Annotated in this window: 23 protein-coding genes; 12 read left to right on the top strand and 11 right to left on the bottom strand. The window is 35.6% G+C overall.

The window, feature by feature from the left end:
* Positions 1-2: 2 nt before the first annotated feature.
* The 4 genes from DKK70_RS06560 to zapB all read right to left on the bottom strand — a co-directional run bounded on the left by DKK70_RS06560 (position 3) and on the right by zapB (position 3,458).
* Positions 3-527: a C40 family peptidase gene (locus tag DKK70_RS06560; protein WP_110433269.1), complete on the bottom strand. Its 525-nt coding sequence runs from the start codon at positions 525-527 to the stop codon at positions 3-5.
* The gene (locus DKK70_RS06555) at positions 475-1,833 is read right to left on the bottom strand and encodes a DUF3482 domain-containing protein (protein ID WP_110433268.1); all 1,359 of its coding nucleotides are present in this window, start codon (positions 1,831-1,833) and stop codon (positions 475-477) included. The genes DKK70_RS06560 and DKK70_RS06555 overlap by 53 nt, the downstream gene beginning before the upstream one ends.
* A 1-nt stretch (position 1,834) precedes the next feature.
* The gene (locus DKK70_RS06550; RefSeq protein ID WP_110433267.1) at positions 1,835-3,136 is read right to left on the bottom strand and encodes a DUF2868 domain-containing protein; all 1,302 of its coding nucleotides are present in this window, start codon (positions 3,134-3,136) and stop codon (positions 1,835-1,837) included.
* Between the two features lie 76 nt (positions 3,137-3,212).
* Positions 3,213-3,458: a cell division protein ZapB gene (gene zapB, locus DKK70_RS06545; protein ID WP_110433266.1), complete on the bottom strand. Its 246-nt coding sequence runs from the start codon at positions 3,456-3,458 to the stop codon at positions 3,213-3,215.
* A 100-nt stretch (positions 3,459-3,558) separates the two neighbouring features.
* Here zapB and tpiA point away from each other — a divergent pair, with 100 nt between their 5' ends.
* Complete coding sequence (tpiA, locus tag DKK70_RS06540) at positions 3,559-4,323, top strand: triose-phosphate isomerase (protein ID WP_110433265.1); 765 nt, start codon at positions 3,559-3,561, stop codon at positions 4,321-4,323.
* Between the two features lie 85 nt (positions 4,324-4,408).
* On the opposite strand, the gene DKK70_RS06535 is transcribed toward tpiA, so the two are convergent.
* A complete protein-coding gene (locus tag DKK70_RS06535) occupies positions 4,409-4,636 on the bottom strand; it encodes a helix-turn-helix domain-containing protein (protein WP_110433264.1) in 228 nt (75 codons plus the stop codon).
* Positions 4,637-4,790: 154 nt separating this feature from the next.
* Between DKK70_RS06535 and DKK70_RS06530 the strand changes: the two genes are divergently transcribed.
* The 8 genes from DKK70_RS06530 to DKK70_RS06495 all read left to right on the top strand — a co-directional run bounded on the left by DKK70_RS06530 (position 4,791) and on the right by DKK70_RS06495 (position 13,096).
* Positions 4,791-5,477 carry a LexA family transcriptional regulator gene (locus DKK70_RS06530; RefSeq protein ID WP_110433263.1) on the top strand — a complete coding sequence of 229 codons (687 nt, stop codon included), beginning with the start codon at positions 4,791-4,793 and terminating at the stop codon, positions 5,475-5,477.
* Between the two features lie 224 nt (positions 5,478-5,701).
* Complete coding sequence (gene mnmA, locus DKK70_RS06525) at positions 5,702-6,820, top strand: tRNA 2-thiouridine(34) synthase MnmA (protein ID WP_110433262.1); 1,119 nt, start codon at positions 5,702-5,704, stop codon at positions 6,818-6,820.
* A gap of 1 nt (position 6,821) precedes the next feature.
* A complete protein-coding gene (gene hflD / locus DKK70_RS06520) occupies positions 6,822-7,460 on the top strand; it encodes a high frequency lysogenization protein HflD (RefSeq protein WP_181415935.1) in 639 nt (212 codons plus the stop codon).
* 41 nt (positions 7,461-7,501) lie between these two features.
* Positions 7,502-8,869 carry an adenylosuccinate lyase gene (gene purB / locus DKK70_RS06515; protein WP_110433260.1) on the top strand — a complete coding sequence of 456 codons (1,368 nt, stop codon included), beginning with the start codon at positions 7,502-7,504 and terminating at the stop codon, positions 8,867-8,869.
* A 236-nt stretch (positions 8,870-9,105) separates the two neighbouring features.
* On the top strand, positions 9,106-10,026 hold the full coding sequence (hemC, locus tag DKK70_RS06510; RefSeq protein ID WP_110433259.1) for a hydroxymethylbilane synthase: 921 nt from the start codon (positions 9,106-9,108) through the stop codon (positions 10,024-10,026).
* A complete protein-coding gene (locus DKK70_RS06505) occupies positions 10,023-10,763 on the top strand; it encodes a uroporphyrinogen-III synthase (protein WP_110433258.1) in 741 nt (246 codons plus the stop codon). The genes hemC and DKK70_RS06505 overlap by 4 nt, the downstream gene beginning before the upstream one ends.
* Before the next feature lie 9 nt (positions 10,764-10,772).
* Positions 10,773-12,185, top strand: coding sequence for a uroporphyrinogen-III C-methyltransferase (locus tag DKK70_RS06500; protein ID WP_110433257.1), 1,413 nt, complete (start codon positions 10,773-10,775; stop codon positions 12,183-12,185).
* 11 nt (positions 12,186-12,196) lie between these two features.
* Positions 12,197-13,096, top strand: coding sequence for a heme biosynthesis HemY N-terminal domain-containing protein (locus tag DKK70_RS06495; protein WP_110433256.1), 900 nt, complete (start codon positions 12,197-12,199; stop codon positions 13,094-13,096).
* A gap of 56 nt (positions 13,097-13,152) precedes the next feature.
* Here the strand turns inward: DKK70_RS06495 and DKK70_RS06490 are convergent, their stop codons facing one another.
* Both DKK70_RS06490 and DKK70_RS06485 read right to left on the bottom strand, forming a co-directional pair.
* Positions 13,153-13,476: an AzlD domain-containing protein gene (locus DKK70_RS06490; RefSeq protein ID WP_110433255.1), complete on the bottom strand. Its 324-nt coding sequence runs from the start codon at positions 13,474-13,476 to the stop codon at positions 13,153-13,155.
* Positions 13,473-14,168, bottom strand: a complete 696-nt coding sequence (locus DKK70_RS06485) for an AzlC family ABC transporter permease (RefSeq protein ID WP_110433254.1) — start codon at positions 14,166-14,168, stop codon at positions 13,473-13,475. The genes DKK70_RS06490 and DKK70_RS06485 overlap by 4 nt, the downstream gene beginning before the upstream one ends.
* Before the next feature lie 229 nt (positions 14,169-14,397).
* On the opposite strand from DKK70_RS06485, the gene gmk reads away from it, so the two are divergent.
* Positions 14,398-15,030, top strand: coding sequence for a guanylate kinase (gmk, locus tag DKK70_RS06480; protein WP_110433253.1), 633 nt, complete (start codon positions 14,398-14,400; stop codon positions 15,028-15,030).
* Between the two features lie 50 nt (positions 15,031-15,080).
* Here the strand turns inward: gmk and gloA are convergent, their stop codons facing one another.
* Together gloA and DKK70_RS06470 are read right to left on the bottom strand one after the other, a co-directional pair.
* Entirely contained in the window at positions 15,081-15,488 is a 408-nt protein-coding gene (gloA, locus tag DKK70_RS06475; RefSeq protein ID WP_110423197.1) for a lactoylglutathione lyase, read from the bottom strand.
* A gap of 229 nt (positions 15,489-15,717) precedes the next feature.
* Positions 15,718-16,194: a glycine zipper 2TM domain-containing protein gene (locus tag DKK70_RS06470; protein ID WP_219999700.1), complete on the bottom strand. Its 477-nt coding sequence runs from the start codon at positions 16,192-16,194 to the stop codon at positions 15,718-15,720.
* A 374-nt stretch (positions 16,195-16,568) separates the two neighbouring features.
* Here DKK70_RS06470 and DKK70_RS06465 point away from each other — a divergent pair, with 374 nt between their 5' ends.
* Both DKK70_RS06465 and pgm read left to right on the top strand, forming a co-directional pair.
* Complete coding sequence (locus DKK70_RS06465) at positions 16,569-17,072, top strand: replication initiation regulator SeqA (RefSeq protein ID WP_110433251.1); 504 nt, start codon at positions 16,569-16,571, stop codon at positions 17,070-17,072.
* 78 nt (positions 17,073-17,150) lie between these two features.
* Positions 17,151-18,788, top strand: coding sequence for a phosphoglucomutase (alpha-D-glucose-1,6-bisphosphate-dependent) (gene pgm / locus DKK70_RS06460; protein WP_110433250.1), 1,638 nt, complete (start codon positions 17,151-17,153; stop codon positions 18,786-18,788).
* A 133-nt stretch (positions 18,789-18,921) separates the two neighbouring features.
* Here pgm and DKK70_RS06455 read toward each other — a convergent pair whose 3' ends face one another.
* Both DKK70_RS06455 and DKK70_RS06450 read right to left on the bottom strand, forming a co-directional pair.
* Complete coding sequence (locus DKK70_RS06455) at positions 18,922-19,101, bottom strand: hypothetical protein (RefSeq protein ID WP_110433249.1); 180 nt, start codon at positions 19,099-19,101, stop codon at positions 18,922-18,924.
* Positions 19,102-19,286: 185 nt separating this feature from the next.
* Positions 19,287-20,651, bottom strand: a complete 1,365-nt coding sequence (locus DKK70_RS06450) for a hypothetical protein (RefSeq protein WP_110433248.1) — start codon at positions 20,649-20,651, stop codon at positions 19,287-19,289.
* Positions 20,652-21,263: the final 612 nt, after the last annotated feature.

Raw genomic sequence — 21,263 nt, 5'->3', positions numbered from 1 at the left:
TGTTAACTACCTGTTACACGGCGAGTCATCCAATAGTGTTTTTTCCAATAGGTATCATTCAAATTAGAGTAGATAACACCTTTTGAGGTAGAAGCGTGTAAAAATCGACCATCAGCATAATAGATACCTACATGTAAACCACTATTACTACGTCCAGTTTTAAAGAAAACTAAATCACCCGCCTTAGGTTTAGTCACTTGATAACCTAATTTAGCTTGTTCTGCAGCAGTTCTCGGTAGATTTTTTGATAACTTATTTTTAAAAAAATTCATTACTAAAGCCGAACAGTCACTACCGGCTAGCGTGGTTCCACCATAACGATAGGGAGTTTTCTTCCATTTATTGTAATGTTGTTCAATTTTTGTCAACATTACAGGATCAGACTTCACAGACATCTTACCTTGACTAGTACCACAACCAAATAATAAGAATATCGATAAAATCAAAGTAATTATTGAAAATCGCTTTTTAACTCTATTGCAATTGTTGTGCAACATCGTTAATAATCGATTGTCTTTTTTTGTCATTTCTTTTTGTTCCTTTACTTAAAGTCGACCAATGCGAATAACGTCTTGCTACCTTTAAACTTTTCGGCAGAACACCTTTTTGCCACTCGTTCTTGTCTAATTTGGACAACCTAACTGGGCTAAGATTAGCATGACTACGATAATTTAAACTTTCTTTAAGCCGAACTAATCGTATAGAAAGAAAACAAATAATCGCATCATCAACACTTAGTTTACTATATCCAGAAAGCTGATAACGCATTCTAGAACCATAATGCTTTGCTGTTTGCATCAAACTGCCAACAGCAGCACCTATTAATGCGGCGGAACCAAATGATAATCCACCGGTAGCTAAATCGATGCTTGCACCAATTGTCGCTCCTGACACAAAACCTTTAGTCAAATGAATCCCCATCATTTTTAACGCATCAATATTAAATAAATCTGCATTATATCTGCCTTTAATTAAAGGCAGATTCTCTTCACTTTCTTGAGTTGAATCGAATTGATAGAGTTTCAATAAATCATTAATTGCTTTCTGTTCACGTTTTCTGACTTTATTTTGCATATCAGCTACAGCTTGTTTATCATCAGATTTAGCCATTTCATAAAAAGCAGTCACGTCGACTAATGTTTCGGCAATAATCAAATTAGCTGTATGATTACGTGATTCACGAATTTCAGCAATGTTAACCAACCAATTATCCAATATTTTTTTGGCTGGTTCAATCAGTAACGCCAGGCTTTTGTATAATTTTTCTTCACCATCTAATGGTGGAAATACCGCGTTGAACCCAATGATAGCATGAATTCCCATTCTTGAAAGTAGCCTTTTCCATTCTTTTTCATTTTGTTCTTCAGCTGAAACAAAATTAAGTACGGCAAGAATCGGTTTATCACTATTAGCTAAGATAGCTAATTCATCGTGATATTTAGGTAGAACGGGCTCTCGCACGTCGATCACATAAATAGCTGCATCACAATTTAACACCTGACGAATTACTTTAGCTTCTTGGTTAAATAGGTTTTCAGCTTCAGGGCTTTGTAAAAATAGCGTTAATTTATCAACACCGTCAAGTTTAGTATTTTGTGGAACCAACCGATTAATATAATCATAAAGCGCCAAACTGTCTTCAAATCCCGGGGTATCATAAAAGGTTATGTCGGTATTATCGGCTAAAGGCAGTTTGATCGACTCTACATGTCTGGTTGTGCCAGGCCTATCAGAAACCTCACCAAAATGACTATTACGAATCAATGCACGTAACAATGACGTTTTACCAAAATTTGCATGCCCGACTATCGCTAATTTTAATGAAGTTATCATATTAATCACCTTGTTCTAACCAATTAGGATTAGCTAACGGTAAAGAAAGAGATTGCCAATTATGCAATTGTTTACCTTGATTAATAAACCAAATACGACTTTGTTGTGATTTATTTATCAATTGTTGAATAAAGTTTAATATTCCGCGGTCGGGGGCGCGGTCAGTATCAATTGCAATTAACAACTTATGAGCAGGTTTTAATTGTAAAGAATCTAATATAGCCCTACGCGCTTCATGAGTATTTAGAAAACCATAAAAAGGACTTGAATCAGGAGGATTCCAAGTTTCTCCGATATCTACAGCCACTAAATAAACGCCCTGCCCATCTTCAATCTGTGATATTGGTAATTGCCATTTATGTTCACCTAACTTATCTTCATCAACCACATTGCTAAAAAGTGGTTGTAATTGCTGAGCTAGAATTTGATAATCGGGATCATTCAAATTTAATTTGATTTTTCGACTGCTGACTAGCCAAGTAATCCCACAGATAATCATCAACACGAACCGTACAGCCAATCCATAACAGATAAAAACACCCAATAACCAAATTGCCCAAGAAGAACGAATATCGCCAGGGTTTAATGCATGTTCACTAAGTTTAATCACCTCATCTTTCGGCAACGAAAAGCCCAACAAAGAGGGCAAATAACCTAAATAATGGGTTAAGCGAATAATGGCATCTGCACTTAATAATGTGCTTTTCCACTCAAAGCTATAATGCTGCGTTGAGAACAACACAATTAAAATGATTAATGCACTACTTAAAATAATTGTCCAAAACAGATTCAGAACAAAACCAATCACCCAACGAATGCGAGAGCCAAATAATGAGATAAAAGCCGGGATCAGCTGTTGCACTGTCTTCTTTTGATACAGTTTTTCGGCTATCCATAACCAACAATGAATTAATAGACTTCCGCCAAAACGTGAAAAAAAGAAAAATGAACCTAGCCAAATTATGAGTGTAATAAAATGAACACCCAATAAACTAAATAGCGCCCAATACAAATTGATTGGATTTTGACTCAACGCACTAAATGTTAATGAGCTACCTAAAAAAATTGATAATAACAGTAACAATAAAAAAGAGAGCTTTATAGAACGCAAAATAATTTTCTGAGCCGAATACAAACCATTTTGTTTTGACAATAGAGTGGCACGCATCACAATTCGATTAACCAAAGATGTTGGCATAGCATTAACTTGCCGATTAATATCTTGATCAGCAAATCGCCCGGATTCTGACTCAATTAAATGAATAGTTTCAGTAAGCCATAGAGTTTTTAACTGTTCACGCATTTAAATATCGTCTTCACGTTAGTTGAGCTTAATAAAAGAAACGCGACCTAAGTCGCGTTAAAGAAGATTGAACCGTTTACTGTGTTATTTCACCAATTTTGCTTAACAGAGTTTGAATACGTTGTTGCCAAACTTGTTGATCTTGTTTTAACTTCTCATTCTCGTCACGTAATGCTTTCATCTCATCAGAACTCTCATTAATTAATTGTTCAAGTTCTTGATTACCTTGTTTTAAAATTGCAATCTCTTGTTTCAGAGTATTAATAGTGTTTACTGTGTTTTGAATTTTAGTTTCTAACTGATTCAATATTTCTAATGACATATTTTTCCTCAAGCTCAATTTATTTGGTGTATAATAACATCCATTATAACCAATTCATTATGAAATCAACACCTTTTTAAATCTTAAGTTGGAGAAAATTATGCGAAAACCTCTCGTTATGGGTAACTGGAAACTCAATGGTAGTATCGGAATGGCAAAAGACTTAGTTGCAGGGCTAAGATCTGAGCTATCAACGGAAGCAAACTGTGGTATTGCAATTGCACCACCAACGGTTTATTTAGATTTCGTTAAACATCAATTAGGTGGCTCAAATATTCTATTAGGCGCACAAGATGTTGGTGTTCATCTTTCTGGTGCCTACACTGGTGAAGTCTCAGCGACTATGTTAAAAGAGATCGGAGTTACCCATGTCATTATTGGTCACTCTGAACGCCGTACTTATCATAAAGAATCAGATGAGTTTATTGCACAAAAATTTGGCGTATTGAAAGAAGCTGGACTGGTACCAGTTCTCTGTATTGGCGAAACAGAAGCGGAAAACGAAGCTGGTCAAACTCAAGCAGTATGCGCTCGCCAAATTGATGCTGTAATTAATGCCTTAGGTGTTCAAGCATTTAATGGTGCGGTAATTGCTTATGAACCAGTTTGGGCAATTGGAACAGGTAAATCTGCAACTCCAGCTCAAGCACAAGCCGTTCATAAATTTATTCGTGACCACATTGCTAAACAAGATGCAGCTGTCGCTAAACAAGTTATTATCCAATACGGTGGTTCTGTAAACGACAAAAATGCCGCAGAACTATTTACTCAACCGGATATTGATGGTGCTTTAGTGGGTGGTGCTTCATTAAAAGCAGATGCCTTTGCCGCGATTGTTAGAGCAGCAGAACAAGCTAAAAAATAAAATATAAAAGATTAAATAAACAAATAAAATGCAAGACGCCTACAAAAGGCGTCTTTTTAATTAATTTGGGAAAATAATAAAAAATTTATTTTCCACCTTTGTTTTCATATCTTGATGGCCAAATTTGCTCAACAGGTACATTCAAATATTCTGAGATAATACGTTCGTATTTAGGGCAATGACGATATAAAGCGTTACGTAAAGTATCAGCCTGTAAACCACTTGAACGGGATAGCGCCCTTAAATTTCCGCCTCGTATTTTAATTTCACCTACAACTCTTGATGGTGTCCAGTCTTGATCTTGTTCTCTCATTATGAGATCCTCTATTAGTTAAATTTTTTTGCTATTGTACAGATTATCGGTATCATAAGATGAATCCGATATGAAACTATCAGAAAGGATAACACATAAAAACACGAATTAAAATAATAAAAACAAAAAATCAACAATAAATGGAATTAATAGAATGAAAAGCAAAGTAAAAAAACTATCAGAACAAGAAAAAACACGAAATTTAACTGAGACAGGTGTAATAAATTTTAAAAATCGATTAAATCTCGTATTAGAAGGTCTTTCCGGTAATGCCTTTGCCAAAAAAGTGGGGATGTCAGAAGCCGTCATCCGTGATTACTTATGTGGCAAAACCTATCCATCACTCAATCGGCTGGCAATTATTGCGCAAAAATGTGATGTGCCAATTGAATGGTTAGCGACGGGTAAAGGAGGATGTCGATTAGCTGATGAAAGCTCGGGTCAAGTTTCTGTTCACATACCGTTTCATAATTTAAATGAAACCAATAAAGCGTTTTCAGTTTTAGAATCAATCCCTTTTGATCTTACCCTAATTAAACATCATAATTATGATTCTAAGGATTTAGCGGCTGTTTGGGCTAAAGGCGATAGCATGGAACCGACCATATCTAATCAGGATATTATTATTGTTAATAAAGCAAATTGTAAACCTATAGATGGTTTTCTTTATGCCGTACAATATGATGACCAAATATCCGTCAAGCGTATTCAACATCAAGGTTCAAATTTAGTCTTAATTTCAGATAACCCGAAATACCCCAATATTATTGGAGACAAAAACGACCTACAAAATTTTAAAATTATCGGTCATGTAATTTATTTACTAAAAAATCTGGATTAGAATGAGTAATATTATTAGTTTTTTTTCATTTCTTACTGCATTGTTGGTAATCAATGCAGTATTTTATTGATAAATAATTCAACTTTTTCTGCGAATTATTTATCAATAAACTCATCATCAAGAAAATTACCACATCTATCCGTATCAAAAACGGCATAACCTTATACTTTTTACCTCAGTTGTGCTAAAATCGCCTCAATATTTAGTCCATTAATTTAGTTATTATGCCAAATGTAAACAGTCGAAAAAAAGTCGTTGTCGGCATGTCCGGCGGCGTAGACTCTTCCGTTTCTGCTTATTTATTACAACAACAAGGTTACGATGTTGTTGGTCTATTTATGAAAAATTGGGAAGAAGATGATACCGAAGAGTATTGCTCGGCAGCAGTCGATCTCGCCGACGCACAAGCCGTTTGTGATAAATTAAATATCAAATTATACACCATCAATTTTGCTGCTGAATATTGGGATAATGTATTTGAACATTTCTTAAGTGAATATAAAGCCGGTCGTACGCCAAATCCGGATATCTTATGTAATAAAGAGATCAAATTTAAAGCTTTCCTAGAATTCGCAGCCGAGGACTTGAATGCCGATTATATTGCAACCGGTCATTATGTTCGTAAACGTGAAAATGGCAATAAAGTCGAATTACTACGCGGAATCGATAATAATAAAGATCAAAGTTATTTTTTATATACACTTAGTGAAGACCAAATTCGTCAAAGCTTGTTTCCTGTTGGAGAACTTGAAAAACCACAAGTAAGAAAAATTGCCGAAGAATTAGGCCTAATAACCGCAGCTAAAAAAGACTCAACCGGTATCTGCTTTATTGGTGAACGAAAATTTAGTGACTTTTTAGCTCGTTATTTACCTGCACAGCCAGGAGTCATTCGTACCGTAGAAGGAAAAGTTATTGGCGAACACCAAGGACTTATGTATCACACTTTAGGACAGCGAAAAGGATTAGGAATTGGTGGTTTAAAACAAGCCGATGACACACCATGGTACGTGGTTGATAAAGATGTTAATAATAACGAATTAATCGTTGCTCAAGGACATGACCATCCTGCACTATATTCAGATGGTTTAATTGCTCAGCAACTGCATTGGGTTGATCGTAAAATGGTGACGCAGCCGTTCGATTGCACTGTCAAAACCCGTTATCGTCAGCAAGATATCCCTTGTCGTGTCACACCAATAAGTGAAGATAAAATTGAGGTGAGGTTTGACCAACCCGTTGCGGCAGTCACACCAGGACAATCAGCGGTATTTTATCAAGGTGAAGTCTGCCTAGGTGGCGGTATTATCGAGGAACGAATAAAAAGCTGTAAGGAGCATTAAAGTGAATAATAAATACCACCATATTGCGATAGCGCTTGCCGGCGTTACGCAGAGTGCAACACTTATACCCCAGCTTGCCAATACTGGGGTTTGTAATAGAACCCTTTATCAAATATCATTAAAAAGCATTTTTAATACATCACCAAAAACCACTGACGATGTTTATGATGGGATTAACAATATTAAAACGGGTTTAGAAACACTCATTACCCTACTATCATCTTCTCAAAAACAGCAAGTTGAACTTCTTCGTTATCTTTTTGGCACGTTAAGTATCACAGGTAAACTAATAAAAAATAACCAAGCACTAGACAAAATAGATCAACGTTTACAAAGAATTTCAGGCCTCTATTCCGCAATGAATGACGAGATAATCGGCGATCATGTTGATGACCTATCTTATTCATTGGCGGGGATCTATTCAGATATCATCAGCCCATTATCAACGAAAATCAAAGTGGTGGGTAAAGCTGAGTATCTACAAAATACATTAGTTCAAGCCAAAGTTAGGGCTTCACTATTAGGTTGTGTTCGTTCTGCCATATTATGGTATCAAGTTGGTGGTAATCGCCTCCAGATTCTATTCAGTCGCAAACGAATAAATAATGCTGCACAAGAATTACTAAAAGAGATTAATTAACAACGTTATTAGATTTAAAAAATAACAATGGAGTAAAACCGATGGAATTATCTGCTCTAACCGCCCTATCACCAATTGATGGTCGTTATGGTGACAAAACAACAGAATTACGTCCCATTTTTAGTGAATATGGTTTATTAAAATACCGCGTTCAAGTTGAGGTTTGTTGGTTAAAAAAATTAGCTAGCCAAGCAGATATTCTAGAAGTTCCAGCTTTAAGCAATCTGGCTATCAATCACCTTAACCAAATTATTGAGAACTTCAACGAACAAGATGCACAACGCATTAAAACCATCGAAAAAACGACAAATCATGATGTCAAAGCCGTTGAGTATTTTCTAAAAGAAAAAGTCAATAGCAACCAAGAGCTACAAGCTATTAATGAGTTCATCCATTTTGCTTGTACATCAGAAGATATCAACAATTTATCTTATGCATTAATGTTAAAAACAGCTAAAGATACGGTAATCATTCCTTATTGGAAAAAATTAATTACCACTATTACCGCTCAAGCAAAAGCTTATCGTGATCTGCCATTGCTATCGAGAACACATGGACAACCGGCTACGCCATCTACTATTGGTAAAGAATTTGCCAATGTTGCCTATCGCCTAAACAGACAACTGAAACAATTAGAGTCAATCGAAATTCTAGGTAAAATTAATGGCGCTACGGGTAACTATAATGCTCATATGGTTGCTTACCCGAAAATAAATTGGCATAAGTTTAGTGAAGAATTTGTCACTTCATTAGGCTTAAAATGGAATCCATACACCACACAAATTGAACCTCATGACTATATTGCTGAATATTTTGATTGTATTGCCAGATTTAATACCATCATGATCGATTTTGACCGTGATGTTTGGGGGTATATCGCATTAAATCACTTCAAACAAAAAACCGTCGCCGGTGAAATTGGCTCTTCAACTATGCCGCACAAAGTTAATCCAATTGATTTTGAAAACTCGGAAGGTAATTTAGGTATTGCGAACGCCATTATGGGACACCTAGGTAGTAAATTACCTATTTCTCGTTGGCAACGTGATTTAACCGACTCCACAGTCTTACGAAATCTAGGTGTCGGAATTGGTTATGCGATCATTGCGTATCAATCAACACTCAAAGGTTTAAACAAACTTGAAGTAAATTATGAATATTTACTTGAAGAACTTAATCGCAATTGGGAAGTGCTAGCCGAACCAATCCAAACGGTGATGCGTCGTTATGGTATTGAGAAACCATACGAAAAATTAAAAGAGCTCACTCGCGGTAAACGTGTAGATGCACAAGGGATGCAACAATTTATTGATTCCTTAGCGTTACCAGAAGATGAGAAAGAACGATTAAAACAATTAACTCCAGCAAACTATATTGGATATGCCATTAATTTTGTCGACGAACTTTAAACTGTGCTCTTTAAACCATGTTTTAAAACAGGTTTTTAAAGAAAGTTTTTAACCTAAGTTTTTAAAACAATGTTTTTTGAGCAATGTTTTTTAAACAATGAGCTCGAAAAAAGTTTTCAAAGATTAATAAAACGTCTCGATACCTAAAGCCTTACAAGTATCGGCTTTAGGTAAATCGATAAAGGCTTAATATAAAAAGTTAATACAATTGAAGCTTTGCAAGATAGGAAACACCATTGAAAATCCGTATCGCAACAAGAAAAAGCCCTTTAGCACTTTGGCAGGCTAACTTTGTAAAAAAACAACTGACAGACATTCATAAAGATCTTACAGTTGAACTGATCCCGATGGTAACCAAAGGTGATATGATTTTAGATAGCCCACTAGCGAAAATTGGTGGTAAAGGACTTTTTGTTAAACAGTTAGAACAAGCGCTATTAGACAATACGGCTGATATCGCGGTTCACTCAATCAAGGACATCCCTGCTCAATTTCCAGAAGGATTAATGTTAGCCACTATCTGTCAACGTGACGACGTTCGTGATGCATTAATAGCAAACCAATATCAAAGCTTGGACGATTTACCGCAAGGTGCCATTGTTGGCACTTCAAGTTTAAGACGCCAATGTCAATTACGCGCCAAATACCCACACTTAAAAATTGCCGATCTACGCGGGAATGTAAGTACGCGATTAGCCAAATTAGATAATCAAGAATACCACGCTATCATCCTAGCTGCTGTTGGTTTAAAGCGTTTAGGATTACAAGAACGAATTAAACAATATATTACCACTGACTTAATTTTACCCGCAGTTGGCCAAGGTGCGATTGGTATTGAAACACGATCAAATGATGAGACGATTCTAAAATTACTTGCACCACTCGACGATAAAAACAGTCGAATATGTATTCAAGCCGAAAGAGCAATGAATCAAGCCTTACAAGGTGGTTGCCAAGTACCGATTGCCTGTTACAGCCAATTAACTAATGATTCATTAAGCTTAAATGGCTTAGTGGGCAGTATTGATGGTAGCAAAATTATCAAAGTTAGCGTATCAGGAACCGCAACTCAACCTGAAGCATTAGGGCAACAACTGGCATCAGCATTATTAGCCAAAGGGGCTGATAAAATATTAGCGGAACTAAATAATCGATGATTTATATTACTCGCCCTTCTCCCGAAGGGGATGTTTTAACTCAGCAATTAAATCAAGCTAATATTCCGGCAACTCATCTCCCCTTTTTTAAAATCTCAGTTGGACAAGGACTAAATAATCTTCAACAAAAACTCAATCAACTTACTGCATCCGATATCGTTATTGTGGTTTCACCACAAGTCAGCCACATGCTAAGCCAGTATCAATCAAAACTAAGTTTTCCTAAACATCTACGTTATTTTGCCATAGGCAAAAAGTCGGCCGAATTATTTAGTCAGCAAAATGGCGTTGATGTTAATTATCCAAATGAAGAACATAGTGAAGGATTATTGCAACTAATAACTGATCTACAAGGGCGTTCGGTATTAATTCTCGGTGGAAATAATGGTCGACAACTGCTATCTCGAACATTAGCCGAAAAAGCAAGTGTAACATCAGTTGAATGTTATGTTCGCCAACCGATTACTTACCCAACCACAATATTAGCCAATAACATTGATCAACAGCGCATACTGGTAACAAGTGTTGATCATCTATTACAACTTGACGCTTACTGCCAAAATAAACATAAGTGTGAAGCCCAATTAATCGTAACCAGCCCTCGGATATTTGAAAAAGCTAAACAACTTAAATGGCATAAAATTTTACAAATTGTTAGTGCAAATAATCAATTTTTATTTAAAACAATATTAACTCTATGTCATAATGCAAACAATATTTCTCAAGAATCTAAATGAGGTTAGTTTATGCCATCAAGATATTATGGTGCCAATGCAACACTTTCCAACGTCAGCACCACTTCATTTAGTCAAACGCCAATAAAAAACAGCAACAACGAAGCGAATAAGACGATGAACATAAATGAAAAAGAATCAATCAAAAAAACTTCTAGTCCTGAAAATGAGCCCCAAGTTAAACAATCTGCAATGACTAATAAAGTAAAGGCGCCAGTATCAAAACTATCGCTACTTGCTATAGCATTAACAATTGGATTAACTGGATTGATGTGTTATGAAGGACATAGGCAAATTGAAAATCAAAAACAGACGATTTCAACTCTGCAAACTGATATTGCCAATTTAAAACAGAATAATCAAGCCAGCGTAGTTAGTGACCTTGAAAATAAAATTAATGAGGCAGTCAATAAACAAAAACAAGATTTCTCATTATTAACGCAAAGCATTGATCGTCAGTTAAGCGACAACCAAAAAACTCAACAGCAACTTAGCCATCAGATAGAAGATATCACTACACGAAACGAAGAGAATCTAAACACTATCAATGCACGTTTATCCGCTTTAAACTCTCCCGATAACAATGATTGGTTAATCGCACAAGCTAATTATCTGGTTAATTTAGCAGGCAGAAAGATTTGGAATGATCAAGATTACACCACTGCGAGTTTGTTACTTAAAAGTGCTGATGAAAGTCTCGTTGAAGTCAATGATCCTAGCCTACTAAAAGCTCGACAAGCTATTAACAAAGATATTAATTCACTATCGAATGTCACATCAGTTGATGCTGATGGTATTATTCTAAAACTACTTGGTTTAACGGAATCATTAACCGAATTACCGTTAGTTGGAAATTATAAAGATATCGATCTTGGTATGAATCAATATGATGATACTATTGCGAATAATGAGCAAAGTAACCAATCTTCTCTCGCTGCAAATAATAGTGATATTAGCAATTCGACAGACAATTGGTCTGATAATCTGTTAGCAAATGCTAAGATATTTATGGATAAATTCATAAAAATTGAGAAGTTAGAAGCTAAAGATAACTATTTTTCCGAATGTTTAGATAAGGCTGGAGATGATGAAAAACAAATTGTCAAATGCCAAATCCTAAAAACACCACTTAGTGCTGAGCAATCATTCTACCTCCGCGAAAATATTCGTTTTCGTTTATTAATTGCAGCGCAAGCTGTACCAAGACATCAGGAACTTATCTATCAACGAGCATTAAATGATGCTTCCATTTGGGTTAATGCATATTTTGATGGCAACGCACCAGCAGTAATCGCATTTCAAAATGAACTTGAAAATTTACAAAGCCAACCAATCACTAACCAAAATATCCCTGATAAACTCGATAGCATTAGCGAACTAGAAAAATTAATGCAGACTCGCGTTAAATCGCTATCAGGTAAATAAGGAGAATAATAATGTTCAGAATACTCATTATATTCTTAGTATTAGTTGGTGGATTTATTCTTGGTCCATTACTTGAGGGTAATCAAGGTTCAGCGGTATTTGAAATTGCTAACTATCGCATTAGCATGTCTTTTAGCGCATTTTTCATATTACAGCTAATTGGCTTGCTTTGCCTTTATATGCTCTATAAAATCTTAACTAAAATTTTCAATTCAAAAACTTTTTTCGGTAGCTTGTTAGGATTAAGTTCACCCAAAAAATCATTTAAACGCATTGAGCAAGCACAATTTTATTTGTTAGAAGGTAATTATCACCAAGCGGCAAAATTATTTATGAAGAGTGCTAAAGGAGCTCAAAATACCACGCTATCCTACTTGCTTGCGGCTCAAACACAAATTGACGATGATCAATTAATTGCGGCAAATGAATCTTTAGAACATGCAGCAAAATATTGTCAACCTAATGAATTATTTGCTTTTCAACTTGTACAAATTCGGTTGCAACTAAAAAACCACGAGTATGATAAAGCTAAAATCTCAATTGAAAAACTCTTAAATGAAAAACCCCGCAATATTGAGGTATTAAAATTAGCTGATCAGCTATATTATGAAATTCAAGATTATCAAGCTGTTATAGATTTATTACCTATCTTATACAAAACCAAGGCTTATTCTGATTCACAACTCGATCAGTTTAAACAAGCAGCTTACATTGGTCGTATCAAACAGTTATCTACTGATATCGATCCACTTGCACTAATAAAATGGTGGAAACAACAACCCAAAGCTATCGTCAATAATCTGGCTAATCAAAAAGCTATGGTTAATTACCTAACACAATTAGGACAAACAGCGGAAGCTGAAGAGTTAAATAAAAACATAATGCGTTTAACTCAAAAAGAACGAACATAAAAAACAGGGCTACTGCCCTGTTTTTGTTTGCAATACATTAATTATTATATTATTAATTAGATAATAAAATATCGAATCAAAGCCATACTGCTCATGCCTGCAATAACTATCCACATCAAATTCCTTGTCAAAATTGCCACGATAATGGTGGGTACTGCCGCTATACAATATTCCAAATTAAAACTAGGAAATTCACCTTGCTTAACTGTAAAAAGATTTTGTACAAATAGCGCAGTTAAAATACAAATAGGCACATAGGATAAAAAGCGAATTACCACATCTGGTAATTGCAATTTTCGTACTAACAAAAACGGAATGATGCGTGGTAACCACGTCACTATGCCACTACCTAAAATAATCAGCAAACTATAAGTACTCATGCCTTACGCTCCACAATAATTCCCATAAAACAACCAGCAAAAGTACTAAATAAGATTGCCATTTCTGATGATACAAAACGCAATAAAAAAATTAACATGACAGTGACTGTCAACATGGCGATAATTCGATTTCTTATACTTTTTGTTTTATCACCAATTAACTGCAAATATAATAAGCCAATAAACATCGCCACTAATGCATAATCCAGACCAAATTGTGCAGGATTTGGTAACCATTCACCAATTAATGCTCCTACTAAACAAGATAATATCCACGCAACATAAGCGGTGACATTTAAGCCATGCATCCAAGGCGGGTTAATAGGCTCTTTATTAGCAATAGCATTCATGGCAACAGCAAAACTCTCATCGGTTAATAAACTGCCAATACCGATATTATTCAGAAGCGAAAATCGCCGAAACGCGGGTGCTGTTGCCATGCTCATCAGAAAATGACGAGAATTAACCAAAAATACCGTAAATATCACAGCAGTAATTGGTGTCGCCACCATCATTAAACCCGTAATAATAAATTGCGATGCACCGGCATAAATGATAACCGACATTAATGTAACTTCTAAAACTGATAAATTTGAAGCTTTACCCACTACACCTGCTGCAATACCAATTCCGATATATCCCAATAAAGTAGGAACACATGCGCGTGCACCATCTTTAAATGTTAATGACATTTTCCCTTCCTTAACAAAACAAACACTATTTGCTATTTTGAATAATTTTAATAATAAAAATCAACCATCTTGGTTATTTCTCTGTTTAAAAAAGATTAGAATGCTAATAATAAAATCAACTTAAAACAATAAGCCACATTCAATATACAAATTTTGCTATAATAGCGCTGAACAAGTTTATGTGACAATTAAAATCACTAATTATCTTACTAATACGGTAAAATTATTTATGTATACTGGCACTTTATTTATTATCTCGGCCCCAAGTGGTGCAGGAAAATCGAGCCTGATTCGCGCCTATTTAGCGCAAACCGGTCACCATCCGGCCAAAGTTTCAATCTCACATACCACAAGAAAACCAAGACCTGGTGAAAAACAAGGTGAACATTACTATTTTGTTGACAATCAGGAATTTGAATCACTTATAAAACAAAATGCTTTTGTCGAATATGCTCACGTTTTCGACCACTACTACGGCACATCCAAAAAAGAAATTGAACGATCTTTGCAACAAGGAATAAATGTCTTTCTTGATATAGATTGGCAAGGCGCACAACAAGTAAGACAACAGATGCCTGAGTCAAAAAGTATCTTTATCTTACCGCCATCACTAAAAGAGTTGGAAAATAGATTAATCAAACGTGGCCAAGACGATGCTCAAGTGATTAGTAAAAGAATGCATAAAGCTCAATCTGAAATATCGCATTACAATGAATATGATTACATCATTGTTAATGATGATTTTGATGAATCATTAACCGCATTAAATGCTATCATGATAACCGCGAGCTTAGAACAGTCAAAACAAACGACATCGCATCAGCAACTGCTTGCAGATCTGCTTACTCCTAAATACGAATAAAGCCAAATTGAAAAAAATATCGCCAAAAATGGCGATATCAACAAATATAATTAGTTACCTAACGCTTTATCTGATTGGTTATTTTGAATTAACTCAAGTTTATAACCGTCTGGATCTTCAACAAAAGCGATAATAGTCTTACCACCTTTAACTGGGCCAGCATCACGCGTCACTCGACCGCCAGCTTGACGAACGTTCTCACACATTTTAGCAACATCATCAACACCAATAGCAATATGACCAAAGGCAGTACCAAGATCATATTTATCTGTACCCCAATTATATGTCAATTCAATTACCGAACCTTCTGACTCATCGCTATAACCAACAAAGGCAAGAGAATATTGGTATTCAGGATTTTCACTTGTTCTAATCAACTTCATTCCCATCACGCGAGTATAAAAATCAATTGAACGTTTTAGATCACCAACCCGGATCATTGTATGTAAAATACGCATTGCTTTATTGTTCCTTATTATAATTAATCATCTTAGTTGAGTTTATCTATTTGTGACTAACCAAGCAAATTTTTATGCTGACAAATTAACCGATTGAAAACCATAAAACTATAAATTAGCAATTATATTAATGGGGTAAAATTAACTTAGAAAGGAGCTTTCACTCATTATCATAATAAGTGAAAGCAAATCGACAGGAGAATTTATGAAATAAATTGTATTAACAGTATTAGTTTCGGGGAGCTGCGTTTATGCGTTGCCCGTTAGTGATTAATTTCACTTTTTGACCAGGATAAAACTGTTTAACATCGCCTTTTTGCACAATAACAATGTTAGAGCCATTTTCTTGTTTTATTTCTAATTCAACAGCTGCGGCTTGATTAGATTGGTTTTCAATAGCATCACCTAAAATAGCACCGCCAATAGCGCCTGTTGCCGCAGCTAATATTTGACCAGTACCATTACCAATCGTATTACCTAAAACTCCGCCAAGTACCGCGCCACCTAAAGGACCAGCAACATTACCATCTCTATTATTTGTGTTAGCTTGAATCTTAACAGCCCTTACACCCACAACTGTACCATAACTCACCTGCTGAACTTGTTTTGCTTGATCAGCGGTATAAACATCGCCAGAATATATATCACTATTACTACATCCAGACAAAATTCCAGCAAGAATAGCTAATGTGACGATTTTTTTCATAATAAATTCCTCATATAATTGGGCATAAATTTTTATACCATGTTTAGCATAATATTCTTTTGTAAAAACGACAATATCATTTTCATTATTTTAGCGATAGATAATACAATTTATTGTTAACTTAGGTTATACTCAGTTCAATACTTAATCTACCATACAATAAGTACATGAAACGGTTATTTTTTCCTTCAGTTTTATCAGTTATGATAACTGGCACTAATGATGAAAATCAAAAACTGATGACTTAAAATGAAACCGTCATTCATCAATCAAAACAAAATTGCTTGAATGACAAAGCAGACAAAAATTTAAATCTTAACGTTATCCTTAATGATAATTGTTAAGTAAAATAATTCAATAGGCAAAGTAACAAAATGAAAACTATCGAAATCGACGAAGAACTTTATCAATTTATTGCAGGTCAAACTAAACATATTGGTGAAGATGCCTCAAGTATTTTGCGACGTTTATTAAACTTCAAACAAGCGGTATCAAATAAAACTAATCAAGCACCACATAAAGAACATCACTATTCTCTTTTTGATGACTTACTCCAAAGCGATACTTTTACTAATGAAAAATCTATCATAAGTCGCTTTATATTATTACTAGGTGCATTATATAATTACAATCCAGCGTTATTTTCAATTGCTGCAACATCATTACATGGCAGCAAACGTCAATATTTGGCTAAAGATAAACAATCGTTAGAAACTTCCGGTAAAAATACTAAACCAAGAGAAATTATTGGCACTCCATATTGGGTTATCAGTAATACCAATACCGCTCGTAAATTATTAATTATCGAATCGATTATGAGTGACATGGGTATATCAGAAAACATGATTAATCAAGTTACTCTTGCTTTTTTACCGTAAACTAAATGACAAATTCAGCAACCACAATGAACACAATTAACCAAATAAATAAAAAAAATTGTGAAAGAGGAGTAAAAAATGGCCAAACCAAGTCGTGCAGGATTATTAGCGCAACCATCAGACCTTATTGATCTTGGAACATTAAAAAATAATTACTACCAAATTAAACCAGATACTGACAATGTTAGCCAGTTGGTTATTTTTGGTACATCAGGCCATCGTGGTAGCTCCAATAAAGGTACTTTCAACGAAGCTCATATTCTGGCTATTGCTCAAGCGGTGGCCGAATATCGAAAGGCGAATAACATCACTGGGCCTTGTTTTATCGGTCAAGATACCCATGCCTTGTCTGAACTCGCTTTAAAAACTGTCCTTGAAGTCTTGGTTGCCAACGAACAAACAGTAGTTATCGCTAAAGATTGGGGGTACACACCAACACCAGTAATATCGCACGCCATCTTGACTTATAACGAAGGAAAACAATCACAATTGGCGGACGGTATTGTGATTACGCCTTCACATAATCCGCCTGAGGATGGTGGAATCAAATACAATCCAATTAATGGTGGCCCGGCGGATACTGATATTACCAAACAGATCGAAAATCGTGCCAACGAACTCCTTAAAGCCAACCTAAATGGAGTTAAACGTGTCACAATAGAAAAAGCAATTAAATCTGATTACCTTCATACCAAAGAATATGAAACTGATTATGTCAATGATTTACAAAACATCATTAATCTATCGCTTATCCAATCCTCATCATTAAAAATTGGCGTTGATCCTCTTGGTGGGGCTTGTATCACCTATTGGCCTCGCATTGCGGAAAAATATGGCTTAAACCTTGAAATCGTCAACAACAAAATTGACCCAACCTTCAGTTTTATGCATTTAGACCATGACGAAGTGATCCGTATGGACTGCTCTAGTCGCTGGGCGATGGCTGGATTATTAAATCTAAAAGATAAATTCGATCTGGCCTTTGGTAACGATACCGATGCTGACCGCCATGGCGTTGTCACACCAACAGGATTAATGAACCCCAATGCCTACCTTTCAACTTGTGTTAACTACTTATTCCAGAATCGACCACAATGGCAAAAAGATGTGGCAATAGGAAAAACATTAGTAACCAGCTCAATGATCGACCGAGTCGCTAACAACTTGAATAAAAGATATCTTGAATATCCTGTCGGTTTTAAATGGTACGCTGATGGACTTTATCATGGTAAACTAGGTTTTGCTGGTGAAGAAAGCGCTGGCGGATCATTCTTAAGAACTAATGGCAAAGTCTGGGCTACTGACAAAGATGGTATCATTTTATGCCTATTAGCGGCTGAAATGACAGCAAAAACTGGCAAAAACCCACAAGAACAATATCAAGAGTTGGAGGCAAAATTTGGTGTTTCTTACTATGGTCGAATTCAAGCACCAGCCTCATTTACTGAAAAACAGAAACTAGCCAAACTTGATGCAAGCCAATTAACTACCGATAAATTAGCCGGTGAGGAAATTACCCAATGCTTAACTACTGCACCAGCGAATAACGCACCAATAGGCGGTCTAAAAGTTATCACACAAAACGGTTGGTTTGCCGCTCGCCCGTCTGGTACTGAAGATGCCTATAAAATTTATGCCGAGAGTTTTATCAATAATGAACACTTAGCAACCTTACAGCAAGAAGCACAACAAATAGTGGCTAAAGCGATAAAATAAAAATTAGATTAAATAATTAATCTACTAAATAAAAACCAGATGAATAATGCTCTAAATCATGGCACCAATCATCTGGTTTTTCGTTTCAAAAAAACTTTCGCTAAATTTTGTTGTTCTTTTAGTTTCGGGCGTTTTATTGTTTTGTGGCTATTTCTATATAACGTTTACGACCGAGTAAAGCGGATTTGCGCGAACCATCTTTACAATCTTCCGCGGCGACCACGCAAGTGGTCACGATGTAACTACCTTCCGCCATCGTTCTTAACACATCGGCTGTTATTTGTTCCTGACAAACAACAGCCTTTCCAGACATCCCTCTTTGCCATGCTAAACTCACTCAGTTGTCAGCATCTTGCTGATATAACACCACAAAATTGCTTTTTAACACCCACTTCATTAGCTACATTGTCTTTATAAGGCTATTATTCTTTAACGTCCTAAAGTTATCTTTCATATACCTAACTCTACAACCCAAGGCTAAGAACTAATAAATAAGTACTAAGGATAGACGCAAACCCCGAACGCGTCGCTAGTTGGGATTGGGTAGCTAGACACTTCACCATTTTTCGAGATAACCTGGAAGTGGACATCATCTTTTTCATCAGACGTCCAATGATTCCAGTTGGCGAAATAGGCTGTGTAATTGTACATACGCCCCCATTCCGTGAAGAATCCGGCGCCAATTCGACGTTGGTAATGATTATTAGATGACGATGGTGTTGCACCGACAGAGCCTTCACATTTAGAACTAGCCCCATTTCCTTGACAAGTGGCGTTAGTCAATTCCTTTACCATAGGCACCCGATAATCACCAATTTTTGTACACCACGATAATGTACGTGAATAACTTTCGTAAACATTAGGACCGCGGGAGACAAACCACTGCTTTAACACAAAACCATACTTGACGATGACATTACCTTGACCACCAGAACTATCACGACCAACTAACTCAAATACCTGTGGTAAAGATATCTTATCGATACGATTTGGATTATCTGTATTCTGTTGCGAATGAAATTCAACGGCAGGGCCAGTTAGGGTGACACGAACACTAGTTTTGGTTGGAGATGTCATCGTCGCCGTAATACCACCATGCGAAACGGGCTCCCAATATAAAGCCTGATTATTCCCACCTATATCTAAATCAAAATATAATTTATGCGCACCTGTAGTCGGAAAGTTTAAACCATAAGACGATGGTGTAACTGACTGAGAAAGGAACCCCTTATCTGGGTCCCATATGTTAGCAGGGCCAGCATAATCATCTGTACCCATATTAGTGTTAGGTTTAGCAAAACAAATCACTGGCTTTGCCTTAGGATTAATATAATAAGTGACATTACTTGCACTAAAATGACTTTCATTAGGTACACCATAACGTGTTTTTAATGTACCTTCAGTATTTGATAAGGTTAATTTATAAGGGGCATTACAAATTGTTAGCACGGTATTGCGTGATACGGGCTGATTATTTCTATCAACAATGGATAAGTTTAAACTACCGGTAGCAGTAATACCATCAACCCCTTGACCATCACCATCATCATCACCCCAATAATTATAGGGTGGACCAATAAGTGAAGTTAGTGCAATAGAATCTGTATTCGTTGGCACTAACATACCAATATCCGCAAAACTCTGACCGGCAACAGGTAAAACAATAGTATTTTTGTTGGAATTATTAGTTGCAGGAGTAAATGTTCTACCATCAGAAAGGGATATCCCGAGTAGTGCTTCGGTATTAGTCACCTGAGTTTGACCACCGTCGAAAGTTAAATAAGGCGCTGAACCTTGAACAATATTGCTCGTCTTAACGGTTAATGCATGATTAGAAAAAGAAATAGAAAGTAAAACAACCACAGTTAACGCGAAAACAATCTGCCGAGAGAAAAAGGTTAAACTAAGAAATTTTGAAGAATTTTTTCGTATTTGCTGAAAAAATAAACGATAGTAGATTAATAAATTATCTAAGCTTAACTTTAAGGAATTTAAATTATATTTTTGGCAGGTTGTGTGTTGTGTGTTGAAAATTATAATGCATACCCGACATTCCTGTCAATTAAATTTATGATTAATTTACAATTTTACACCAATTGGTATAAAATTTTTCCATTTATATAAATATGTTATAAAAGTATAGTGATTGAAAAAAACGATGCAACTTATTTTGACCGTTTAATTGTTAACTTTTGTAAAGTTTGATAAAAATTATACATCTAAACCAACATGTTAACGATAAAAACACCAACACATTAAAAAATTGTCCCCTTAATTTTTAGCTCTACTTTGAGTTGTTTTTACTATTTCTTGGTATTTTTATCAATTAAAAACATTTTAATCATTGAGCATTTTAAGTTCAAAAAACCGCTCCGCACATTTTAGCTTATTTAGTATCGGATGTTTGTTATTTTTAGTGAGTTTTGTGGCTATTTCTATATAACGTTTACGACCGAGTAAAGCGGATTTGCGCGA

This window comes from Gilliamella apicola, from assembly GCF_003202655.1.
GTDB lineage: Bacteria > Pseudomonadota > Gammaproteobacteria > Enterobacterales > Orbaceae > Gilliamella > Gilliamella apicola_R.
This window is presented reverse-complemented; position numbering and strand designations above follow the sequence as displayed.

Excerpts from the sequence above, each read along its gene's own strand:
- gmk (WP_110433253.1), top strand. The coding sequence starts at position 14,398 with ATGTATACTGGCACTTTATTTATTATCTCGGCCCCAAGTGGTGCAGGA.
- DKK70_RS06555 (WP_110433268.1), bottom strand. The coding sequence starts at position 1,833 with ATGATAACTTCATTAAAATTAGCGATAGTCGGGCATGCAAATTTTGGT.
- DKK70_RS06560 (WP_110433269.1), bottom strand. The coding sequence starts at position 527 with ATGACAAAAAAAGACAATCGATTATTAACGATGTTGCACAACAATTGC.
- mnmA (WP_110433262.1), top strand. The coding sequence starts at position 5,702 with ATGCCAAATGTAAACAGTCGAAAAAAAGTCGTTGTCGGCATGTCCGGC.
- DKK70_RS06470 (WP_219999700.1), bottom strand. The coding sequence starts at position 16,194 with ATGAAAAAAATCGTCACATTAGCTATTCTTGCTGGAATTTTGTCTGGA.
- DKK70_RS06490 (WP_110433255.1), bottom strand. The coding sequence starts at position 13,476 with ATGAGTACTTATAGTTTGCTGATTATTTTAGGTAGTGGCATAGTGACG.
- purB (WP_110433260.1), top strand. The coding sequence starts at position 7,502 with ATGGAATTATCTGCTCTAACCGCCCTATCACCAATTGATGGTCGTTAT.
- DKK70_RS06485 (WP_110433254.1), bottom strand. The coding sequence starts at position 14,168 with ATGTCATTAACATTTAAAGATGGTGCACGCGCATGTGTTCCTACTTTA.
- DKK70_RS06550 (WP_110433267.1), bottom strand. The coding sequence starts at position 3,136 with ATGCGTGAACAGTTAAAAACTCTATGGCTTACTGAAACTATTCATTTA.
- tpiA (WP_110433265.1), top strand. The coding sequence starts at position 3,559 with ATGCGAAAACCTCTCGTTATGGGTAACTGGAAACTCAATGGTAGTATC.
- DKK70_RS06500 (WP_110433257.1), top strand. The coding sequence starts at position 10,773 with ATGCCATCAAGATATTATGGTGCCAATGCAACACTTTCCAACGTCAGC.
- DKK70_RS06505 (WP_110433258.1), top strand. The coding sequence starts at position 10,023 with ATGATTTATATTACTCGCCCTTCTCCCGAAGGGGATGTTTTAACTCAG.
- DKK70_RS06495 (WP_110433256.1), top strand. The coding sequence starts at position 12,197 with ATGTTCAGAATACTCATTATATTCTTAGTATTAGTTGGTGGATTTATT.
- gloA (WP_110423197.1), bottom strand. The coding sequence starts at position 15,488 with ATGCGTATTTTACATACAATGATCCGGGTTGGTGATCTAAAACGTTCA.
- pgm (WP_110433250.1), top strand. The coding sequence starts at position 17,151 with ATGGCCAAACCAAGTCGTGCAGGATTATTAGCGCAACCATCAGACCTT.
- DKK70_RS06465 (WP_110433251.1), top strand. The coding sequence starts at position 16,569 with ATGAAAACTATCGAAATCGACGAAGAACTTTATCAATTTATTGCAGGT.
- DKK70_RS06530 (WP_110433263.1), top strand. The coding sequence starts at position 4,791 with ATGAAAAGCAAAGTAAAAAAACTATCAGAACAAGAAAAAACACGAAAT.
- DKK70_RS06455 (WP_110433249.1), bottom strand. The coding sequence starts at position 19,101 with ATGTCTGGAAAGGCTGTTGTTTGTCAGGAACAAATAACAGCCGATGTG.
- zapB (WP_110433266.1), bottom strand. The coding sequence starts at position 3,458 with ATGTCATTAGAAATATTGAATCAGTTAGAAACTAAAATTCAAAACACA.
- DKK70_RS06535 (WP_110433264.1), bottom strand. The coding sequence starts at position 4,636 with ATGAGAGAACAAGATCAAGACTGGACACCATCAAGAGTTGTAGGTGAA.